We start from the raw sequence: 19,714 nt of genomic DNA, 5'->3' as shown, positions 1-19,714 counted from the left end.
GTGATGGGCCAGCACCAGGCAATTGAACGGCACTGCCTCCTGGCCAAATCGTCTCGTCCGGCATGGGAGAACTGCAGGAACGACTTCGCCCAGTTTGTCATCCGGGTGACATGCAGCGCCGGATGCGCTATATTGCACTGCACAATGCGAGCGCCTGCAGGCGAGGCTCCCATCGATCCAATGAATCGACCCATGAGCGGCCCATGAAATCGGCATTGAGCTGCAAGGGCGGAAAACCGATACCGAGATGAAGATTCCAAAATCTCTGTTGATCGATCCGGACAAGAACACGGTCTATGGCAGCTTTGCCGTTGCAGTCTCGATCTGGGCGTTCTCCTACTCGACCATTTTCGGCCAGGCCATGATCCTGGCCTATTATGCAGTCTGGCTGCCGCTCATCCTGGTCGACTACCGGAAAATATTAAGGCACGCTTCCAGCGCCTGGCTTCCGCTGGCGTTTGCAGCCTATGTCTGCTTCTCGGTGTTCTGGTCGGCAGCTCCCGGCACCACGGCAAGGACGGCCGTGCAATATTGTTCCCATATCGCATGCGCCTACATTGCCGCGCGCACGGTCAGCGTCCGGACCTTGACCATAGGCGCCCTAATAGGGATTTTCGTCGTCCTGCTCTACTCGCTCAAGGTCGCGAGTTATTCCTACGACGTTCTCGACGGGACATATAATTTCGTCGGCGCCTTCAGCTCCAAGAACCAGATCGGCTTTGTCGCATCGCTTGGCATCTATTTCTGCGTTGTCTACCTGGCCTTTCTCAGGCGCGGCCGCATAGGTTTTTTGTTGATTGTACCGATCGTCCTGCTGTCGGGCTATCTGCTGGTCGTGTCGCATTCGGCCACGTCGATGGCATCGACCCCGGCGGTTCTCGCCCTGGTCGCGCTGCTTTCCATGGGCAAGCTGCTTTCGCTCCGCCATCGCCGGGTGATTTTCGTGATCGGTGCAGGCGGGCTGGTCGCCTGCACCGTGGTTGCGCTGAATCTCGGGTTAATGGACTTTGTCCTTGGCCTCTTTGGCAAGGATTCGACGCTCACCGGACGGACCTACCTCTGGCAGCAGGGCTGGAATGCCGCGCAGCAATCGCCCATCCTCGGCGTCGGCTACGCGGCGTATTGGGTGCAGGGCTTCTCCGAGGCCGAGCGGCTGTGGAATGAATTCTACATCGCCGCCCGAAGCGGCTTCCACTTCCACAACACCTACATCGAGACCTTGGTGGAACTCGGCTTCGTCGGAGCGACACTGCTGTCGCTGATCATCCTGCGCACGCTCTGGGGGCACGTCTCGGCGCTGATATTCAGGACATGGCAAGCCGAGTCTGTGATTCTCGCCGGCGTCATGGTGCTTTTGTTCATCCGCTCCTTCGTCGAGGTCGAGACCCTCAATCCCTACATCATGGGATCGTTCCTGCTGTATTACAGCTACTTCAAGCTGGTGAAGGTGCCGTCCGTCGCCCGTTCCCGGTGGAGCGCCGCGAACCATCTCGAGGAACCGGACGCCGTGCGAGGCTAGAGCGGGCCGATCCGGGCTGTTCGTCGCCCAAAGGCCGCCTTGTTTTCTGATCCATAAAATACGAAGCCCAAAACCCCGCAGGCCGCCGCCTGCGAGGTGGGTGCTTCGCTCCGGTGGAAAGAAGCTACTGGATGGCCAGGGGCGCCGGTTTGACCTTGATCACGTCCCCGGGCAGTACCGGCGTGTCTTCGTCGGCGGTGATTTCGCTGGTCTTGCCGTCGACCACCCGCACCAGGGAAAACGACATGGCGGCTGGTTCGTTGTTGCCATAGAATTGCGGCATGGGGTTGCCCGACAGGGCTTCGGTCATCAAGCCTTTTTCCATATTCAGCTTCAGCGTCGCTTCGTTGAGGTCGGCTTCCGTCTGTTGCCGGTCGGTCGCGAGGGTGGAGTTCTGGGTGTTCTCCAGATCGATAGCGTCCTGAGTGGCCTTGCTGATCGACTGCTTGGCCGTGAGAATCGCCGTTTCGTAATCCAGTATCTGGCCTTCGAGGTCGGCGATGGTTTGCTGGGAATTCAAAACCCGGGTGTTGACGACCAGGCCTTTTTGCGCCAGCGAGCCGATACCGTTGAGCTGCTCCTTCGCCAGATCGACCTGCTTCTGCTGGTTGACGATCTTTTTCTGCAGCGAATCGATCTCGCTCTGCAGCAGCGCCTTCAAGTCGTCGAGCGCCTGCAAGCGTAGGTTGAGTTTCTTCTGGTCGGCCGCCAGGATCGCCGTCTCATCGGCAACGATGCTGGGCAGCTTCGGATCGTCGGCCACTTCTTTCGGCACTTCGAATGACGGTTTGTTCGCCAGTTCCGCTTCGATGCGGGCGCGCTTGACGATCAGCCTGACCTGTTGGTCTTGAAGTACGTCGAAATTGCCCTTGGCATTGATCAGGTCGCGGTCGTAGCGCTGCCCGCTCTCCGAGTTCCGCCGCGTTCCGCCGGCAATGCTCATCGCTTTCAGCACCGTCAGCCCAGGCACGCAAGGATACTGTCCGGGCGATTGCACCTCGCCAGAAATATAGAACGGCCGGTACTGCGCCATTTCGACGGAAGCCTCGGGCTTGTCAGCCAGGGCGAGCTTACGCTGTAGCGCCTCGCCGAGCGATGCCGCGATCTCCGAGGTCGTCTTGCCGGATGCGGGCATCTCGCCGACGAACGGCACCGACAAGGTTCCTGCCGGCCCGACCGTGTATTCTCCATTGATGGCCGACCAGTCACGGAACGTGCCTTCGACGGTCTGCCATTCCGCTACGCGGATGGTTAGCTTGTCTTGTGCTCCAAGCCGATAGTCATCGGCGAAGGCAAACTGCGGCAGGGCCAGCGACAGGCCGGTCGCCAGCGTGAGGCAAGTCGTCAAAAGTCGTACTCGCCGCATGCGTCTGGAGAGAATGCCGGTGCAAAAGATATCGATTATATCTGCTTTCAACTGAGCGTTTCCGATCTGGTTTGCCCCGCCCGATGCCTGAGTCCCGGGGCCTGAGTTCCGGGCTCGAATTCTGGACAGTCGCTCCTCGATGCACGGCCAGCAAGCGGCCGTCAGTAGCAGCCTCGCGACATCCAGACCGCAGGTACGGTCTTGATGATGATGCGAATGTCTTCGAACATCGACCAGTTCTCGACATAGTGTCGATCGAACGCGACGCGGCTGTCGTAGGAAACATCGTTGCGTCCGCTAACCTGCCAGAGCCCGGTCAGGCCGGGGCGCGATTTCAGGTAATAGACGGCCGAATTGCCATAGATCTCCAACTCATCGCGTACCACGGGACGAGGCCCAACCAGGCTCATATCCCCCTGCAGGATGTTGATGATCTGCGGCAACTCATCGAGGCTGAGCTTCCTCAGCACCGCTCCGACGCGCGTGATCCGCGGGTCGTTCTTCAACTTGCGGGTCGCTATCCATTCGGCGTTGGCCTCCGGATTCGCGGCGAGATAGGCAGCAAGCACCCGCTCGCCGTCTGGAACCATAGTGCGGAACTTGAGGCACGGAAAAATCCGTCCTCCGCGGCCGATCCGGCTATGACCATAGAAAATCGGCCCGCCATCGGAAAACCTGACAAGCAGCGCTATCATCACGAACAGCGGGCTGAGAGCGATCAGGCCGATCAGCGAACCGGCAATATCGAAGCTGCGTTTGAGCAGGCCGCCGATCGGCGGCGGAAAATCGACGCCGGCCTGCGAAAAATCCGCGTCGGCCGGCTTGGCTACGTCCCTCATGCGTAAACTCCATACGTTGAACGGATGGTTTAGCGCACGATACCAAAAAAATGCTGCAGCGCAACACACAATTTCCCAGCCGGCTGTAATAGTCGCGTCATGAACTGACTAAATAATGAACCCGTCCTGCACAAAATTTTGCCTTTATGTCGCAAAGGCGACAGATTATGGGCAATTTTGGAAAATCTAGTCCAATTTTGGGGCTGATTTTGGGCGAATCGCTCTTTATACCCGGTTGTGGAGCTTTGCCGTCACTTAGAAGTTCAAAATATCGACTGATGTTATGATAAGATACTGGTCAATATTATAAATCTTACTGGAGCGAGTCGATATCCGTCAATCAGTGGTGATGCCGACGTGTGCATTGCACCATGGCAGAGGCGATCCTGAGGATTCGCTTAAAATTATTCCGTAGCTGCCCTTGCCGCCTATTGCTCGCCTCAATAGAGTTGCAAATTGTTTCTGTCGGAGTATGGACAGATTGGGCAAGGCCGGAAGCAACCGGCCAGAAGCGGGCAACCTAAACAAGCTCGCAGAGTTTAAGGGAGGTGCTCGGGGTGGGCTTGTCGACATTTTTTCCCGAGCCGGTTGATGGGCTATCGGGTATGTCACTGCCAAAGTTCATTATCGGAATGTGTTTTGCGCTGGCGATCGTGGTCGTCTGGTCCTATTTGGGCGGCGCCTCGCTCGGCACGACGCTTTTTCGCGTCATCGGCTGCGCCATAGTCATCCAACTCGGTTATTTTCTGCTGGTCTTTGCCATGGTCGCAAGAAATGCCCCGACCTCGGCCGACAAAATTCGCGACGCAGAACGAAAGCTGAGTTCGAACGAAGCGGCCGAAGGCGAGAAATTAAGCGCCAGGAGAGGCCTTCACTGATTTCGGGCGTTGGCCTCCAGCAACACGCCGCAAGTCGGCATCCCGTTTCTTCAATTCCTCGATGCTCCCGGCCTCCACCAAGCGGCCGCTCTCCATCGCCACGACCTACTCGGCAGTGACTGGTTGGCCAACTGAGCGCGCCAGTGGCTTGATCCGGGCCGTGCAGGAGCGGCTCTGCCAAGCGGCGCCTTTCGGGAGCTATCCCGATTGCGGCTCGCCGCCTGCCCAGCCGCGTCATGACACCCAGCCAAATGAAAAACTGGACGGCGCCGATGATTTTGGCGATGCTTGCTTCGCACTTGCAGCATAGGCATTTGGGCCGATGCATGTCAGACGGGCGGTGAGGCATTGAGCGGGGAGGGCGAGGAAATCCGCAACGATTTCTGCAATCGAGAGGCATGTCCATGACATCATCCCAAGTCTGCGTGATCATCGCTGCCCGTAACGCGGCGCGGACAATCCCGGCTGCCATTGCATCGGCATTGCGCGAGCCGGAGGTTGCGGAAGTCGTCGTCGTCGACGACGCGTCCACCGACGATACCGCGAAAGTCGCCCATGCAGCCGACGACGGCACGGGCCGTCTTTCCGTCATCCGCTTCGACGTCAATCGCGGCCCCTCCTTTGCCCGCAACGCCGCGATAGCCGGTTCCAGGTCGCCGTTCATCAGCATCCTGGACGCTGATGATTTCTTTTTCGAAGGCAGGTTTCACAGACTGTTCGCCAGCACCGATTGGGATTTCGCGGCAGACAACATCATGCTTGTCAGGGATGACGCGGCAACCGACGTCTCGAAAATCGTCGCTCCACCGTTTTCGCCCGAGCCGGAATTCCTCGATTTCGAGGGTTTCATCGACGCCAACATCTCCAGGCGCCGTGTGCAACGAGGGGAACTGGGCTTCCTCAAACCCGTGATCAGCCGCGCCTTCCTCGATCGGCATGAGCTGCGCTACGACGAGAAGCTGCGCCTTGGCGAAGACTATGAACTCTATGCGCGCGCGGTTGCGCATGGCGCGCGCTTCAAGGTCATCAAATCCTGTGGCTACGGCGCGATCGTGCGCGCCGATTCGCTGAGCGGACGGCACAACACCCAGGATCTGAAGCATCTGGCCGATGCCGACCTGGCACTGCTTGCGATCGACAGTTTGCCGGAGGCATCGAAGGCTGCGCTGAGAAGGCACGAGCGGCACATTCGCGACAAATACCGGTTGCGGAAGTTCTTAGACGTGAAGACTGAGCGCGGGCTGGCGCCGGCTGTGGCCTATGCCTTGGCCGGCTCGTCCAACCTCACGGCCGTCGTCCGCGGCGTTGCCTCCGACAAGCTGGATGCGCTGTTTCGCCGCGCTGGCTTCGCCGCTAAGCGTCAGCATGTGCCGCCGCTGCGCTTCCTCATGGCCGGAACCAGCACAGCCGGCGAAAGCTAGGCTCGTCAACGTGGCGATCGCCTTACCTCGGTCGGCTCGCACCATTTCGACGCGATTTATGAGTTTACGATCTAGGTGGTTGCCTATGCGCGCGGGGAATGGCAATCTATGTTGCGGTGCAGCAATTTTGGACGGCCAACCGAACTGGCCCGAGACATCCCCTGTCAGAGGAGCTGGACGATGCGAGAAATGTCTTTTGAACGTGGACGGGCGCCAAGGCCGGTCATCATCTCGACGATGATGGGGCGCTGACTGCATGGCCTCGATCTTTCGCTTCCGATCGAGAGATCCGGCGCGCGACACGCAGACCGACACCGCGCGACTCGATCGCTTGGCGAAGCTGCTGGACCAGATCGCGGCCGAGGTCGAGGCGGAGAAGAACGGACTTGAGAACCGCTACAGGACAACGGCCACCAATGCCGCCTTCCTGGTCGAGGCCATGGAAAACGGGGCGGTCTCCTCCCGCAGGTCTTCCGAAGTTGGCGAACTGACCAGGTCGATCCTGAATTGCGAGCGGCGCATCGCTGCGCTCTCGCGCCAGAAGCAGATGATGAAGGATCTCCGTCATTCGCTGGATGAAATCTTCGAGGAGGATCGGCAGAACGGCCCAGACATAAGGACCGATTTTGTGAAACCCGCCGGTCCCGGCACAGGTTGAGCGAATATCCCGGAGTCGGCGCAATGGTTTTGGGCACGCTACACGGAGCCTAGGAGCGACAGAGGTCAAGATTAGCTTGTTTCGTCACGGTTCGAACGATCGCTTTGGGGGCGCACAGCACAAAGGTGAGTTTGATATGAACGCAGATCCTAAAAGCACGTCCACCCCGGCAACCGGCGGCACCCCGTTCACGCGCCCGATCCCAGGCAAGCTGCGGCGGCTCCGTTCAGACGGCGCGTTTCTGCTGATCGTTCTCGGCAGCCTGGTTGCGGGCCTGGTGCCCGTCCGCGCCCAGGATCTCCCAACCGCGCCGTCCTTTGTCGATGATTTCACCAGCCTCAGTCGCGCGCGCTGGTACATTTCCGACGGCTGGACGAACGGCAAGCATCAGAACTGCACCTGGTCCAAAAGCCTGATCGGCCTTTCCGACGGCATGCTGACGCTCGGTTTCGAGAAGCGCAAGCTGAAGGATCGCGAATTCGCCTGCGCCGAGATCCAGACCAAGCAGCGCTTCGGCTACGGCACCTACGAGGCGCGGATGAAGACCGACACGGGCTCCGGCATCAACGCGGCATTCTTCAGCTTCGTCGGCGATGCCGACAAGCAGCCGCATGATGAAATCGACTTCGAGGTGCTGACCAAGGACACGTCCAAGGTCCAGGTCAACGCCTACATAGCCGGCAAGGGCAAGAACGAGAAGCTGGTCGACGTCGCCGGGGGCACCGACAAGGCCTTCAACGACTACGCCTTCGTCTGGGAAAAGGACCGGCTGCGCTGGTACGTCAACGGCAAGCTTGTCCACGAGATCACCGATCCGGCGAAGCTGCCCACCCATTCGCAAAGAATCTATTTCAGCCTGTGGGGCAGCGATACGATGAAGGGCTGGATGGGGCCGTTCTCGGATCCGGGCCGCAAGCTCGCCATGCAAGTGGACCGCGTTGCATTCACCGCCCTCGGCCAGCCCTGCCAATTCCCGGAATCGCTGGCATGCAAAACGAACTAGAAGCGCATCTGAACCCGCCGGGCCGAAGGTGGTCCGAGCCCGAAGCTCGAACAGGCCCCGAAGCCTTGAACAGGAATGAAACCGAATGAATTTGACTGTCTTTGGAATCGGCTATGTCGGTCTTGTACAGGCGGCGGTGCTTGCCGAAGTCGGCCATCAGGTGGTCTGCGTCGACATCGATGCAAAAAAGGTCGAGCGGCTCAACCAGGGTCATGTCCCGATCTTCGAGCCTGGGCTCGAAAACATGGTCAAGGAGAACCATGCCGCCGGCCGCATCAAGTTCACCACCGACGCCGCCGCGGCGATCAAGCATGGCCAGATCCAGATGATCGCGGTCGGCACGCCTCCGGGCGAGGATGGTTCGGCAGACCTGAAATATGTGCTGGCCGTCGCCGAGGCCATCGGTCGTGAGATGGACGCGCCCAAGATCGTCGTCGGCAAGTCGACCGTGCCGGTCGGTACCTGCGAAAAGATAAAGGCCAGGATTGCCGAGACGCTGAGGGCGCGCGGGCGCGAGGATCTGGCTTTCGACGTCGCCTCCAATCCGGAATTCCTCAAGGAAGGGTCCGCTGTGAGCGACTGCATGAAGCCCGACCGCATCATCGTCGGCACCAGCAACGAGGACACCGAGGCGGTGATGCGCGAGCTCTACGCGCCGTTCAACCGCAACCACGAAAAGATGATCGTGATGGACGTGCGCAGTGCCGAGTTTACCAAATACGCGGCCAATTGCATGCTGGCGACCAAGATCAGCTTCATGAACGAAATGGCCAATTTGGCCGAGCAACTGGGCGCCGACATCGAGGAGGTCCGCAAGGGCATCGGCAGCGACCCGCGGATCGGCTACCACTTCATCTATCCGGGCCTCGGCTATGGCGGCTCGTGCTTCCCGAAGGATGTGCGCGCCCTGATCAAGACCGCCGAAGCCATCAAGTTCGACGCCAAGCTGCTGCGTGCCGTCGAGGAGCGCAACAACCAGCAGAAGTCGGTCCTGTTCGAGAAGGTGGACCGCTATTTCAAGGGCAATCTCAAGGGCAAGACCTTTGCGCTGTGGGGCCTGGCCTTCAAGCCCAATACCGACGACATGCGCGAAGCCCCGGCCCGCACGCTGATGGAGGCGCTCTGGGCCGCCGGTGCCAATGTGCAGGCCTACGATCCCGAGGCGATGCAGGAATGCCAGGCGATCTACGGGTTGCGCGACGACCTGCAGCTGTGCGGCACCAAAGAGGCCGCTGTGCGAGGTGCCGACGCGCTCTTGATCGTGACCGAGTGGAAGAGCTTCAGTGCGCCGTCCTTCGATGCATTGAAGGACGCGCTGACCACGCCCGTCATCTTCGACGGACGCAACCTCTACGACCCCAAGGTCATCGCCCGCCACGGCATCGAATACCACAGCATCGGCAGAATGGCGGCGTGACGATAGGGCGGTCCAGCAAGGAGCCAGGTCCATGAAAGTTCTGTTTGCAGGCGGCAACGGCTACACGCCGCAGTTCAGCGGTGGCGTTCAGTCGAGCACGCACCATCTGGTCGAGCAGCTGCGCGAGCACGGTCATGACGCCTCGGTCCTGGCGGCACTGTTCGGTGATGGCATGTTCGGCTTCAAGGCGCGCGCCAAGATGAAACTGCTTCGCCAGCGTGCGGTCATCGACAGCTATCCCGGCTATCCGGTCGTGCGGGCGTGGTTTCCCTGGGAGGCGGCGCGCTTCGCGGTCGAACGGCTCGATCCCGATGTCGCCGTCGTGCAGTGCCACAAATCGGTGCCGATCGGAAAGGCGCTGCAGGCGCTCGGCGTGCCGCTGGTGGTCTATCTGCGGAACGTCGAATTCCACGAGCTGGCCGGCGACCTGCGCGAATTGCATTCGGCGCTTTATATCGCCAACTCCGAATTCACCGCGCGCACCTATAAGGAAAGGTTCGGCATCGACTCGACCGTGATTCCGCCGACCATCAATCCCGGGCTCTACAGCACCCCGACGACCGGCGAATTCGTCACGCTGATCAACCCTTACAATGAAAAAGGGTTCGAACTCGCCGTGCGCATCGCCGGCCAATGCCCCGAAATCCCGTTTCTGTTCGTCGAAAGCTGGAAGCTCGACGACGACCACCGGGCGCAGATCGAACGGACCATCGCGCCGCTGCGCAACGTCAGGCTGGAAAGCCGTACCAGCGACATGAAGACGGTCTATGGCCGCACCAAGATCCTGCTGGCGCCCAGCAAATGGGAAGAGGCCTGGGGGCGCGTGGCATCCGAGGCCCATTGCAGCGGCATTCCGGTCGTCGGGTCCCGCCGCGGCGGCCTGCCGGAAGCGATCGGCGCCGGCGGCGTTGTACTTGACTATGACGCACCGCTCGACGACTGGGTCGCCGCGGTCAGGCGGCTATGGAGCGACAAGGCCGAGTACGACAGGCTGTCGGCGGCGGCGCAGCTGTTTTCGGAGCGGCCGCAAATGAATCCAGACATTCAGTTCGCGACCTTCCTCGGCGTTCTCGACAACGCCAGGCAAGGCGCGCTGGAGCATGCCGCCTGATGCATTTCGTCCAAAACCATACACGTTGCCCAAAAGCCGGCTCTCGCGCCTGACCGGGGTGGGAGCTGCTTTGGGACAACGGCACGCACAACACCAGACGCTTGGGGCGCCTCGCACGGCGGCGACGGGCTTCAGCCCTCATCCGCGCGAGCAGATCGCCGACCGGCCTCGAAAGATCGTCCATTCGATGAAGATTTGCTTCGTAGTTGATAAGTTCCCCTCTTTGTCGGAGACCTTCGTCCTCGACCAGATAGAAGGGTGCCTCGAGCGCGGCATGCAAGTCGGCGTCGTCTGCAACGAGACGTCGTTCGGCAAGGACAGCAACATCGACGATCGCCGCTGGCAGGCGCTGCCTGGCAAGGTCGTCTGCTGGTGGGGCGGACTGGGGCGCTTTCGCCCGACGCTCAGGAGATGGTCGGGCAGGTTCTGGGATAAGCTCTCGACCGTTATCGACATCGCCTTTGCGCGCAAATTGCAGAACGCCGATGTGATCGTCGCGCATTTCGGCAATAACGGCATGCGCGTTGCCCGCGCCATGAAACGAGGCCGGATTTCCGCTCCTTTGGTAACCATATTCCACGGCCGCGATGTCGGCGAACCGCTGCATGACGACACGCTCACGCGCTACAAGGTTGTTTTCGAAAAGGGCGTTCTCCAGCTGCCGGTGAACGCGTTTTTCCGCGACGCCCTGATCGGCGTCGGCGCGCCTGCCGCGCAAGTCATGGTTCACCATATGGGCGTGCGGCCGGGCGAGATCAGCTATCATTGGCGTTCCTGGGACCGGGACACGCTGTCCTTCATCTCGGTCTGCCGGCTGACCGAAAAGAAGGGCATCGAATTCGCCCTGCGCGCCCTCGCCGGCCTTCCGCGGCGCAACTGGGTCTATACGGTGATTGGCGGCGGCGAATTGCTGGAAGAGTTGAAGAAGCTCGCCGCAAATCTCGGCGTTGCCGACCGGGTGACTTTCCTCGGGCCGCGCCCGCACGCCGAGGTCAAGCAGCGCCTGCGCGATGCCCACGTATTCCTGCTGCCCAGCGTTGCTGCACAGGACGGCGATCTCGAGGGTATTCCGGTGGCGCTGATGGAAGCAATGGCCGCCGGGCTGATTGTTGTCAGCACCTATCACTCGGGCATCCCCGAGTTGATCGAGGATCAGGAGACAGGCTTCCTCGCACCGGAGCGAGACGTTGCGGCGTTGGCCCGCAAGCTTGTCTGGGTGGCCGAGAACCCGGACAAATGCGAGCGCATCGCACGTGCGGCGCGCCGCAAGATCGAGCAGGATTTCAACGCGGACCTGCTCAACGAACGTTTTGCGCAGATCGTTGCTCAACTCGCCGAAGCCAGGCGCCCGGCATGAACGCCAACCCGCCCCCCCAGTTCGGTCGCGTCGCTCTGCGCGGCGGCGTGGTGACGATCGGCGCGCAAGGCTTCAAGATGGCGATCCAGTTTCTCTCGGTCATCGTGCTTGCGCGTCTGCTGGTCCCCGAGGATTTTGGTCTCGTGGCTTCCGTCGGGCCGATCGTGGCCTTTGTCGGATTGCTTCAAAACCTAGGCCTGCAGCAGGCTGTGGTCCAGCGCAAGGACATCAGCACCGAACAGCTCAACCAGGTATTCTGGATCAGTGCGCTGGTTGGGCTGGGCAGTGCCGTGGTGGTGGCATGCCTGGCGCCCGCCATCGCCGCCTTCTACGGCGATCAACGCATGGTCGGGATCACCATCGGCTCTGCCTTGCCGCTGCTTCTTGGCAGCCTCGCCGCGGTGCCGCTGGCGCTGATGAACCGTCATTTGCGCTTTGGCCAGCTCGCGCTGAACGATGTGATAACCGCCGCTGCCGGACTTGCGACTACCGCAATCGCCGCCTATGCGGGACTGGGCTACTGGTCGCTGGTCATCGGCCCGGCGGTTTCGGCTGTTGTCGCGCTGGCCGCGGCATGGCAGGTGGCGCGCTGGACGCCGTCGCGGCCGGACCTGAAGGTCGATACCGACATATTGTCCTTCGGCGCCAATCTGACCGGCTTCAATCTGGCCAACTTCTTCTCGCGCAATCTCGACAACATCCTGATCGGAAAATATTCGGGCGCGATCGAACTCGGCTACTATGACCGCGCCTATAAGCTCCTGCTGTTTCCGCTGCAGAACATCAACCAGCCGCTGACACGCGTGATGGTGCCGCTGCTGAGCCGCATCCATGAGGACAAGGCGCGGTTTCGCGACATCTATGTGCGGACCAATTGGATGCTGGCGGCCATCACCATGCCCGGCATCGCGGCGCTGACGCTGACGTCGGACCAGGTCGTCGGGCTTCTCTTCGGCGAGCGCTGGACAGCGGTGGCGCCGATCTTCGCCTGGCTGGGCATCGCCAGCCTGATCCAGTCCGTCTCGAGCACCACCGGATGGATCTTCATCTGCCAGGGCAAGACCAAGACCATGTTCCACTGGGGCATCTACTCGTCGCTGACGACGGTCGCCGCCTTCATCATCGGCCTGCACTGGGGCGCCGTCGGTGTCGCCGCGGCCTACGCGATCAGCGGCTATATGCTGCGCGTCCCGGTGCTTGCCGTTCTTGTCCATCGGGTCGGTCCGGTGACCGCAGCCGACTTCCTGATCATGCAGGGGCTTTTCATCATGTCGTCGCTGCTTGCCTGGTCCGTCTACCGGGAGTTGCCCGTATCGCTGACCGGCCAGTCAGACCTGCTCGCGGTGGTCCTGGCGGTTGCCCTCAATTATTCGATCGGACTGGTCCTCATGCTTGCCCTTCGCCAGTCGCGCAGCGCCATGTTCACCACGCTTTCCAGCGCCATGCGCAACGCCCGCTAGGCCGGCGATCACCGGCCTCAAAAGCTCACCTGCCGACATCGCCGACGCATGCTCCTCAAGCACTGCCTGAAGGCTCGTCCTGCGATAGAGGTCGAGATTGGCGGTAAGTCTGCCGAGCTTCTCGCTCGCTTCCTCGGGCGTTACCGTGTCGATGTCGAGCAGCAGGTCGGCGACGCCGATCCGCTTGGCGAGTTCCTTGGTCTTGAATTCATAGGCGATCGGCAGCACCGGCGTGCCGACGCAGAGCGACATGATCATCATGTGCATGCGCGTCGCGACGACGAAGTCGAAGCCTTTCACCAGGGCCATCAGTTGCTCCGGCGTGTGGAACGAAGCGTCCACGCTCACATGCTTGGCGATCTCCGGATCGAGTTCGGCAACGATCGCCCGCGCCGTCTTGGAATCGTCATGGGCGTATTCCGGCACGCCCTGGCAGGTAGAGACGAAGGTCACCTGCTTGGCGTGGTCCCTGACCAGGATGGTCGCAATCTCGCGGATCGAGTCGATGTAGCGGCGCATGCCGCCCTCGCCGTCGCTGACATAGTTCCAGTGACGGACGGAAATGGCGACGCGGCCGGTGACAGTCGCCGACTGGCCGGAGGCCAGAAAACTTCCGATCCTGTCGGTATCGGCCAGCGCAAAGACGGCGTCGGCCACGACGTGGCATTTGCCGGGGTCTTTCACCATGTCCACAATGTGGCCTCTCGAACGTTCATCGCGCAGCAGGATGAGCGGGCTCCGGTCGAAGATCGGGCTCAACTCCTGGCGATTGTAACTTTTGTTGAACGGGCCGAGCGATTGCGTGAAGAAGACCGGGTCCTTGCCCAGAATCGCGTCGATCCGGAATTGATTGAGGCGCCGTTCCAGATTGTAGGTCTCGACGAGATAGGTTCCGCCTGTCGTGACCACGAGGTCGGCGTCTTTGTAGATCTCGAGACCACGGCGATTGCTTGAGCTGAACAAACGCCCGAGAACGCCGCGGATGCCGAACCGCCGCAGGGCATTGAGTACGAGCCGATTGTAGATCGGCTTGAACAGGTTCTTCAGCCCACTGCCGTATTTGTAGCGGAACAGCGATTCCGACAGCAGCTTGTGGAATTCGAGATCTGGATACTCCTTCTTCGTGTAGAGCCTCGCCGCCACCTCCGGCTGGCTGTCGAAGACGTAGAACTGGATATCGTCCTGCACGATCGTCTTGAAAACATGGCGAATCGCCAGGAGAATCGCTGCGTCTCCGGTATTCAGGCAGACGGTGTTTTCAACCGCGATCTTCATTGAATGACCTCATTTCGTGAGTAGTCCCGCGGTTCGGTCGACGGATGCCGAGGTGCGGGTTGGCCGAAAATGCTGCACGCCAAGGATGGTCCTCGCGTCGTGATTATTGGCGCGCAGCCCAATGGCAGGGCCAACGCGCGGTCCATGCGGCCCAAGCAGAGCGAGATTAACCCATCGATTTTGCAGTGCAACAAAAAATGTGGATCTTTGCTACGCTGCAACCAAAAATGTTGCGATGCAGCAAGAGCTGTACTAGCATTGTCGCGGGCGGGCCAACAGCGGTCGAGTTTTCATGCTGCATGTCTTGTACTTGGTACACGACGTCTCCGACCCGGCAGTGCGCCGGCGGATCATAATGCTCAAGGCAGGCGGCGCCCAGGTTACGCTGGCGGGCTTTCGGCGAACGGCAAGCGCGGTTGCTGATGTCGAGGGCTTGCAGCCGATCGATCTCGGCCCGACGCGTGATGGCCGATTCGCCCAGCGTCTGGCGGCGATCATGAAGGCGGTGGTCTCGACCGGCTCCAAGCTGGGTTCAATGCAACGGCCCGACCTCATTATCGCGCGCAATTTGGAAATGCTGGCGCTTGCCCGGCGGGCCAGGTCGGCTTTCCAGGCAACGGTGCCGATTGTCTACGAGTGCCTCGACATCCATCGTCTGCTGCTTCGCGACGATCCGCTGGGCTGGGCGATGCGCGGCGCAGAACGCTTCCTGGCCAGGGATGTGAAGCTTCTGGTGACCAGCTCTCCGGCCTTCATCGCCAATTATTTCAAGCCGTTCGGACAGATTGCCGCGCCGGTCGAACTGCTCGAAAACAAGTATTTCGAGCCAGCCGCGGCTTCCCTGGATGACCGCATGACGGAGGAGAATCCTGTTGCGCCGCCTTGGCGAATCGGCTGGTTCGGGGCGCTCCGCTGCCGCCGCTCCCTGGAGCTTCTGGCCGAATTTTCGCGCCGCCTCGACGGCCGCTTCGAAATCGTCCTCAGAGGCCGCCCGGCGTTGTCCGAATTTCCCGATTTCCACGGTTTTGTTGAATCGGAACCCTGGCTCTCGTTTGGCGGACCCTATCGCAATCCGGAGGATATGGCGGCGATCTACCGCGAGGTTCACTTTTCCTGGGCCATCGACTTTTTTGAGCAGGGCCTGAATTCCGAATGGCTGCTGCCCAACCGTCTCTATGAGGGCTGCCGCTTCGGAGCCGTGCCGATCTCGATGGGCAACACCGAGACCGGCCGGTTCCTCGATCGGCAAGGCATCGGCGTTCTTTTGCCAGAAGCCACGCCCGAGGCGCTCGAAGCTGCCCTCGGCACCATGGAGCAGCATCGGTTCGAGACATTGAGGGCACGTGTTCTCGCCCGCAATCCGCGCACCTGGAGCTACGACCGCGCCGATTGCCGGGCGCTCGTCGAAAAACTCCGCGGCCTTGCCGCGGCGCCCGGTCCATATGCTGCCGAAGCATTGGCATAGAAGGACGGCCGATGACGCAAACCGAAACGCTCCCATCCTGCATGATCGTGGTTCCGTGCCTGAACGAAGCGCCCCATATCGGCGCGTTGCTTCGAGAGCTCCGCCCTGCGGCCAAGAGGCTGGGCGCCGTGATCATCGTTGCCGATGGCGGCAGTACGGACGGCACCAGGACGATCGTCGCGGATATCGCCGCAAAAGATCAGCGGGTGGTCCTGCTCCACAATGAAAAGCGCTTGCAGAGCGCGGCGATCAATCTCGCCGTTGCCAGGTTCGGGGAGGGCGTCGACTATCTCATTCGCATCGACGCGCATGGCGGCTATCCCGCCGACTATTGCGACCGGCTGGTCGAAGAAGCGCAGGCCACCGGGGCGGATTCGGTCGTCGTCTCGATGCTGACCAGTGGCAGCGGCATGGTGCAGAAGGCGGCGGCCGCGGCCCAGAATTCCAGGCTCGGCACCGGCGGCTCCAAGCATCGGCACCTTTCGGCGGGGGAATGGGTCGATCATGGCCACCATGCGCTGATCCGGATATCGGCCTTCACCGCGGTCGGCGGCTATGACGAGACGTTCAGCCACAATGAGGATGCCGAACTCGACTATCGGCTCCGTCAGGCCGGTTACCGGATCTGGATGACCGGTAAGACACAAATGGTCTACTACCCGCGCTCCTCGCTGAAGGGCCTCTATTTTCAGTATCTCGGCTATGGCCGCGGCCGGGCGAAGAACGTTCTCAAGCACCGCATGATCCCGAAGATCCGGCAGATGGTGCCGCTTCTGGTGTTTCCCGTGGTTCTTCTCGCCGCCTTTTCCTTCGTCCACTGGCTGGCGGCCGTGCCGCTTTTGCTATGGGTCTCGGTCTGCCTTGGCTACGGCTTCTGGACCGCGGTCAGTCAGCGCAAACCCGACATTGCGCTTGCCGGGGTCTCGGCAATGGTCATGCATTTCGGCTGGTCGGTCGGCTTCTGGCTGCAGCTGCTAGCACCGCGACCGCAGCGCGGGGTAGCGTGATGGACCCGGTCAAGAAAAATCGAAGCATCGATATTTGCGTCTGCACATTTCGCCGGCCGGAGCTTGTCGACACGCTCCGCTCCGTAGCAGCCATGGATATGCCCGCGGGATTCGATGTCGGTGTCATCATCGCGGACAACGACGATACGCCGACGGCCGAAACGCTGGTCGCCAAGCTAGCGGGGGAGTTGAAGCTGCCGGTGACCTACCGGCACGCCCCGGCCCGCAACATTTCGATCGCGCGCAACGCTTGCCTCGATGCCAGTGCGGCGGATTTCGTCGCCTTTATCGACGACGACGAGACGGCCACCGCTGGCTGGCTTGCCGAACTGGTGGCGGCGGTGGAAGCAACTGGTGCTGCGGCCGTGCTCGGGCCGGTGCAAGCCCGTTACCTGCCGGATGCGCCCGACTGGATGCGCAAAGGCGATTTCCACTCGACCTCGCCGGTCTGGGTGCGCGGCGAGATCCGCACCGGCTACACCTGCAACGTCCTGCTCAGAATTGGCGCTGAGAGCCTGCGCGGCCGGCGCTTCAGCCTGGCACGTGGCCAGACCGGCGGCGAAGATACGGAATTCTTCGACCAGATGGTCAAGGCCGGCGGCAGTATCGCCTTTTCGCCAGAGGCTTGGGTCGATGAAGTCGTGCCGCCTGCCAGGGCGGCATTCGACTGGCTCGGCCGCCGCCGGTTCCGCGTCGGACAGACGCATGGCCACCTCCTGGGGCGCAACGCGCGCGGCCTTGCCCGGCTCAAGCAGGTCGGCATTGCCGCGGCAAAGGCCGGCTATAGTTTCCTGTCGGCAATTCCGGTCGCCATCGACCCCGTCCGACGGAACCGCAGCGTCCTTCGCGGCATTATGCATGTCGGCGTCGTCAGCGGCCTCGTCGGGGTTCGTGAAATCCGCCAATACGGCCTGTCTTCGCCGCAGCAAGGGGGCAAGCGTGCAGCCTGACGTGAGCTTCGTGATTGCCGCCTACAATGCCGAGGCGACCATCGATCGGGCGATTGCCAGCGCCGTCGCCCAGCGCAATGTCAGCCTCGAGGTCATCGTCGTCGACGACAAGTCGCGCGACCGGACGCTCGACCTGGCGAGATCCTACCCCGAAGACATCGTACGCGTTGTCGCGCTTGAGCAAAACCGTGGGCCTGGCGGCGCCAGGAATGCCGGCCTTGAGCTTGCCCGCGGCAGGTGGGTAGCGGTTCTCGATTCCGACGACGCGGTCTATCCCGGGCGAATCTGCACCATGATCGAACGCGCGGAAAAAGCCGGCGCCGAGATCGCGGTCGATAATCTGCAGGTCGTTCGGGAGGACGGCGTTGCGGAAGAGACGATGTTCCCGGCCGACTATCTGGAAGGGCTCAGTGAAATCTCGCTGGCGGATTACATCGGCGGCAATGTCCTCTTCGAATCGAGGTTCAATCTCGGCTATCTCAAGCCGATCTTCCAGCGCCGGTTCCTGAACGAGAACGGGCTTCGTTACGATGAAAGCCTGATCATTGGCGAAGACTACATCCTCCTGGCCAGTGCTCTGGCCAAAGGCGGCAAATGCGTGGTCGAGCCGACGACGGGCTATATTTACCACATTCGCACCGGTTCCATCTCCCGGGTGCTCGAACTTCATCACGTCGAGGCGATGCGCCGGGCCGATGCCACCTTCGCCGCGACCCATTCCATGGATGCTGCGGCCGCGGCGGCGTTCGCCAGGCGCGCTCGCAGCCTGCGGCGGGCGGCATCATTCCTGTCGCTGGTTCAGCACATCAAGGCGCGGTCCCCGCTCAAGGCGATATGGACGGCGCTCAGCGATCCGGCGGCGGTTCGGCATATGAGCATGCCGATCGCCGTCCGGCTGCGAAGGGTAGCGGCACAGTTTGCCGTGGTGGCGGGGAGGTAAAGGGCTGCAGGCGAATGAAGACAAATTTCGCCGCCTGCGACAGGGTTGAAATCGATCTCCTCAGAAGGAACATGCAATGAAAAAAGTCAGGAAGGCAGTCATACCGGTGGCGGGGCTTGGAACGCGGTTCCTGCCGGCGACCAAATCCATGCCGAAGGAAATGCTGCCGGTGGTCGACAAGCCTGTGGTGCAATATGCGGTGGACGAGGCATTCGAGGCCGGCATCGAGCACATCGTCTTCGTCACCGGCCGCAACAAGGCGGTGATCGAGGACTATTTCGATCTGCATCCTGAACTGATCGGAACCCTGGAGCAGAGCGGCAAGAAGGCGCAGCTCGAATCACTCGAGAGCCTGCTTCCCGTCGCCGGCGCGACGAGCTTCATCCGTCAGCAGTCGCCGCAAGGCCTCGGCCACGCCGTCTGGTGCGCGCGAGAGGTCATCGGCGACGAACCTTTCGCGTTGCTGTTGCCGGATATGGTGTCCTTTGGCGGGCGAGGGTGTCTTGCCGAAGTCGCCGATCTTTATGCGCAGACTGGCGCAAACGTTATCGCCGTCGAGCGTTGCGATCCGACCGAGACCAACAAATACGGCATTGTCGGGCGCGGCGCGGATGTCGGCACCGGCTTCGAGGTGACGGCCATGGTCGAAAAGCCGGCACCGGCCAACGCGCCGTCGAACTTCTACATCAACGGCCGCTACATCCTGCAGCCCGAGATATTCTCGCTGCTGGGCAGCCAGCAACGCGGCGCCGGCAACGAGATCCAACTGACCGACGCAATGGTGCGTCTCGCACAGACGCAGGCCTTCTTCGCCCAGCCTTTCAACGGCCGCATGTTCGACTGCGGTTCGAAGGAGGGCTTCATCCAGGCCAATGTCGCTTTCGCGCTGGCGCGTGAGGACATGAAGGGTCCGATCTTCGAGATGCTGCAGGAATTCGTCCGGTCGCATCAGCGTCGGGAAGAAGCCGCATAATGTCCATTTTTCGAGGCATTGTGGGTGCGGCTGATGACGCAGGACAGGCCGTTGCGCCGCGTGTAACGCGCACTG

Annotated in this window: 16 protein-coding genes and 1 pseudogene; 14 read left to right on the top strand and 3 right to left on the bottom strand. The window is 61.3% G+C overall.

Annotation, left to right across the window (positions count from 1 at the left end; all coding sequences use genetic code 11):
• Positions 1–247 precede the first annotated feature (247 nt).
• Positions 248–1,519, top strand: a complete 1,272-nt coding sequence (locus NKI50_RS24485) for an O-antigen ligase family protein (RefSeq protein WP_352483968.1) — start codon at positions 248–250, stop codon at positions 1,517–1,519.
• Between the two features lie 124 nt (positions 1,520–1,643).
• Here NKI50_RS24485 and NKI50_RS24480 read toward each other — a convergent pair whose 3' ends face one another.
• Together NKI50_RS24480 and NKI50_RS24475 are read right to left on the bottom strand one after the other, a co-directional pair.
• Entirely contained in the window at positions 1,644–2,885 is a 1,242-nt protein-coding gene (locus tag NKI50_RS24480) for a polysaccharide biosynthesis/export family protein (RefSeq protein WP_156948041.1), read from the bottom strand.
• Between the two features lie 161 nt (positions 2,886–3,046).
• Positions 3,047–3,724 (bottom strand): sugar transferase, encoded by a 678-nt coding sequence (locus NKI50_RS24475; RefSeq protein WP_292659405.1) that lies wholly within the window; start codon positions 3,722–3,724, stop codon positions 3,047–3,049.
• 605 nt (positions 3,725–4,329) lie between these two features.
• On the opposite strand from NKI50_RS24475, the gene NKI50_RS24470 reads away from it, so the two are divergent.
• From NKI50_RS24470 to NKI50_RS24435, 8 genes are all read left to right on the top strand, one after another.
• Positions 4,330–4,602 carry an exopolysaccharide production repressor protein gene (locus NKI50_RS24470; RefSeq protein ID WP_023717992.1) on the top strand — a complete coding sequence of 91 codons (273 nt, stop codon included), beginning with the start codon at positions 4,330–4,332 and terminating at the stop codon, positions 4,600–4,602.
• 398 nt (positions 4,603–5,000) lie between these two features.
• Positions 5,001–6,023 carry a glycosyltransferase family 2 protein gene (locus NKI50_RS24465; RefSeq protein ID WP_352483969.1) on the top strand — a complete coding sequence of 341 codons (1,023 nt, stop codon included), beginning with the start codon at positions 5,001–5,003 and terminating at the stop codon, positions 6,021–6,023.
• 256 nt (positions 6,024–6,279) lie between these two features.
• Positions 6,280–6,681 (top strand): hypothetical protein, encoded by a 402-nt coding sequence (locus tag NKI50_RS24460; protein WP_023717989.1) that lies wholly within the window; start codon positions 6,280–6,282, stop codon positions 6,679–6,681.
• 136 nt (positions 6,682–6,817) lie between these two features.
• Complete coding sequence (gene exoK, locus NKI50_RS24455; protein ID WP_352717843.1) at positions 6,818–7,684, top strand: endo-1,3-1,4-beta-glycanase ExoK; 867 nt, start codon at positions 6,818–6,820, stop codon at positions 7,682–7,684.
• Between the two features lie 85 nt (positions 7,685–7,769).
• Positions 7,770–9,101 carry a UDP-glucose dehydrogenase family protein gene (locus NKI50_RS24450; RefSeq protein WP_352717841.1) on the top strand — a complete coding sequence of 444 codons (1,332 nt, stop codon included), beginning with the start codon at positions 7,770–7,772 and terminating at the stop codon, positions 9,099–9,101.
• 31 nt (positions 9,102–9,132) lie between these two features.
• Entirely contained in the window at positions 9,133–10,212 is a 1,080-nt protein-coding gene (locus NKI50_RS24445; protein ID WP_023717986.1) for a glycosyltransferase, read from the top strand.
• Between the two features lie 187 nt (positions 10,213–10,399).
• A complete protein-coding gene (locus NKI50_RS24440; protein ID WP_352483999.1) occupies positions 10,400–11,569 on the top strand; it encodes a glycosyltransferase in 1,170 nt (389 codons plus the stop codon).
• Positions 11,566–13,029 carry a lipopolysaccharide biosynthesis protein gene (locus NKI50_RS24435; RefSeq protein ID WP_352717839.1) on the top strand — a complete coding sequence of 488 codons (1,464 nt, stop codon included), beginning with the start codon at positions 11,566–11,568 and terminating at the stop codon, positions 13,027–13,029. Before NKI50_RS24440 ends, NKI50_RS24435 begins: the two co-directional genes overlap by 4 nt.
• Positions 13,030–13,251: 222 nt before the next feature.
• Here the strand turns inward: NKI50_RS24435 and NKI50_RS24430 are convergent.
• Positions 13,252–14,304: pseudogene (locus tag NKI50_RS24430) on the bottom strand (polysaccharide pyruvyl transferase family protein); the annotation flags it as partial.
• Positions 14,305–14,596: 292 nt separating this feature from the next.
• On the opposite strand from NKI50_RS24430, the gene NKI50_RS24425 reads away from it, so the two are divergent.
• The 5 genes from NKI50_RS24425 (at position 14,597) to galU (ending at position 19,639) form a co-directional block, all read left to right on the top strand.
• Positions 14,597–15,769, top strand: a complete 1,173-nt coding sequence (locus NKI50_RS24425) for a glycosyltransferase family protein (protein ID WP_023717982.1) — start codon at positions 14,597–14,599, stop codon at positions 15,767–15,769.
• Between the two features lie 11 nt (positions 15,770–15,780).
• Positions 15,781–16,776 carry a glycosyltransferase family 2 protein gene (locus NKI50_RS24420; protein ID WP_352483973.1) on the top strand — a complete coding sequence of 332 codons (996 nt, stop codon included), beginning with the start codon at positions 15,781–15,783 and terminating at the stop codon, positions 16,774–16,776.
• On the top strand, positions 16,776–17,726 hold the full coding sequence (locus NKI50_RS24415; RefSeq protein WP_023717980.1) for a glycosyltransferase family 2 protein: 951 nt from the start codon (positions 16,776–16,778) through the stop codon (positions 17,724–17,726). Before NKI50_RS24420 ends, NKI50_RS24415 begins: the two co-directional genes overlap by 1 nt.
• Positions 17,716–18,666, top strand: a complete 951-nt coding sequence (locus tag NKI50_RS24410) for a glycosyltransferase family 2 protein (RefSeq protein ID WP_023717979.1) — start codon at positions 17,716–17,718, stop codon at positions 18,664–18,666. Before NKI50_RS24415 ends, NKI50_RS24410 begins: the two co-directional genes overlap by 11 nt.
• A gap of 76 nt (positions 18,667–18,742) precedes the next feature.
• Positions 18,743–19,639, top strand: a complete 897-nt coding sequence (gene galU, locus NKI50_RS24405) for a UTP--glucose-1-phosphate uridylyltransferase GalU (RefSeq protein WP_352483974.1) — start codon at positions 18,743–18,745, stop codon at positions 19,637–19,639.
• The last annotated feature ends 75 nt before the right edge of the window (positions 19,640–19,714 follow it).

The organism is Mesorhizobium sp. M0563 (assembly GCF_040321065.1).
In the GTDB taxonomy this organism is placed as follows: Bacteria; Pseudomonadota; Alphaproteobacteria; order Rhizobiales; family Rhizobiaceae; genus Mesorhizobium.
Note: the sequence above shows the minus strand (reverse complement) of the source record. Positions and strands in the feature narration are given on the sequence as shown.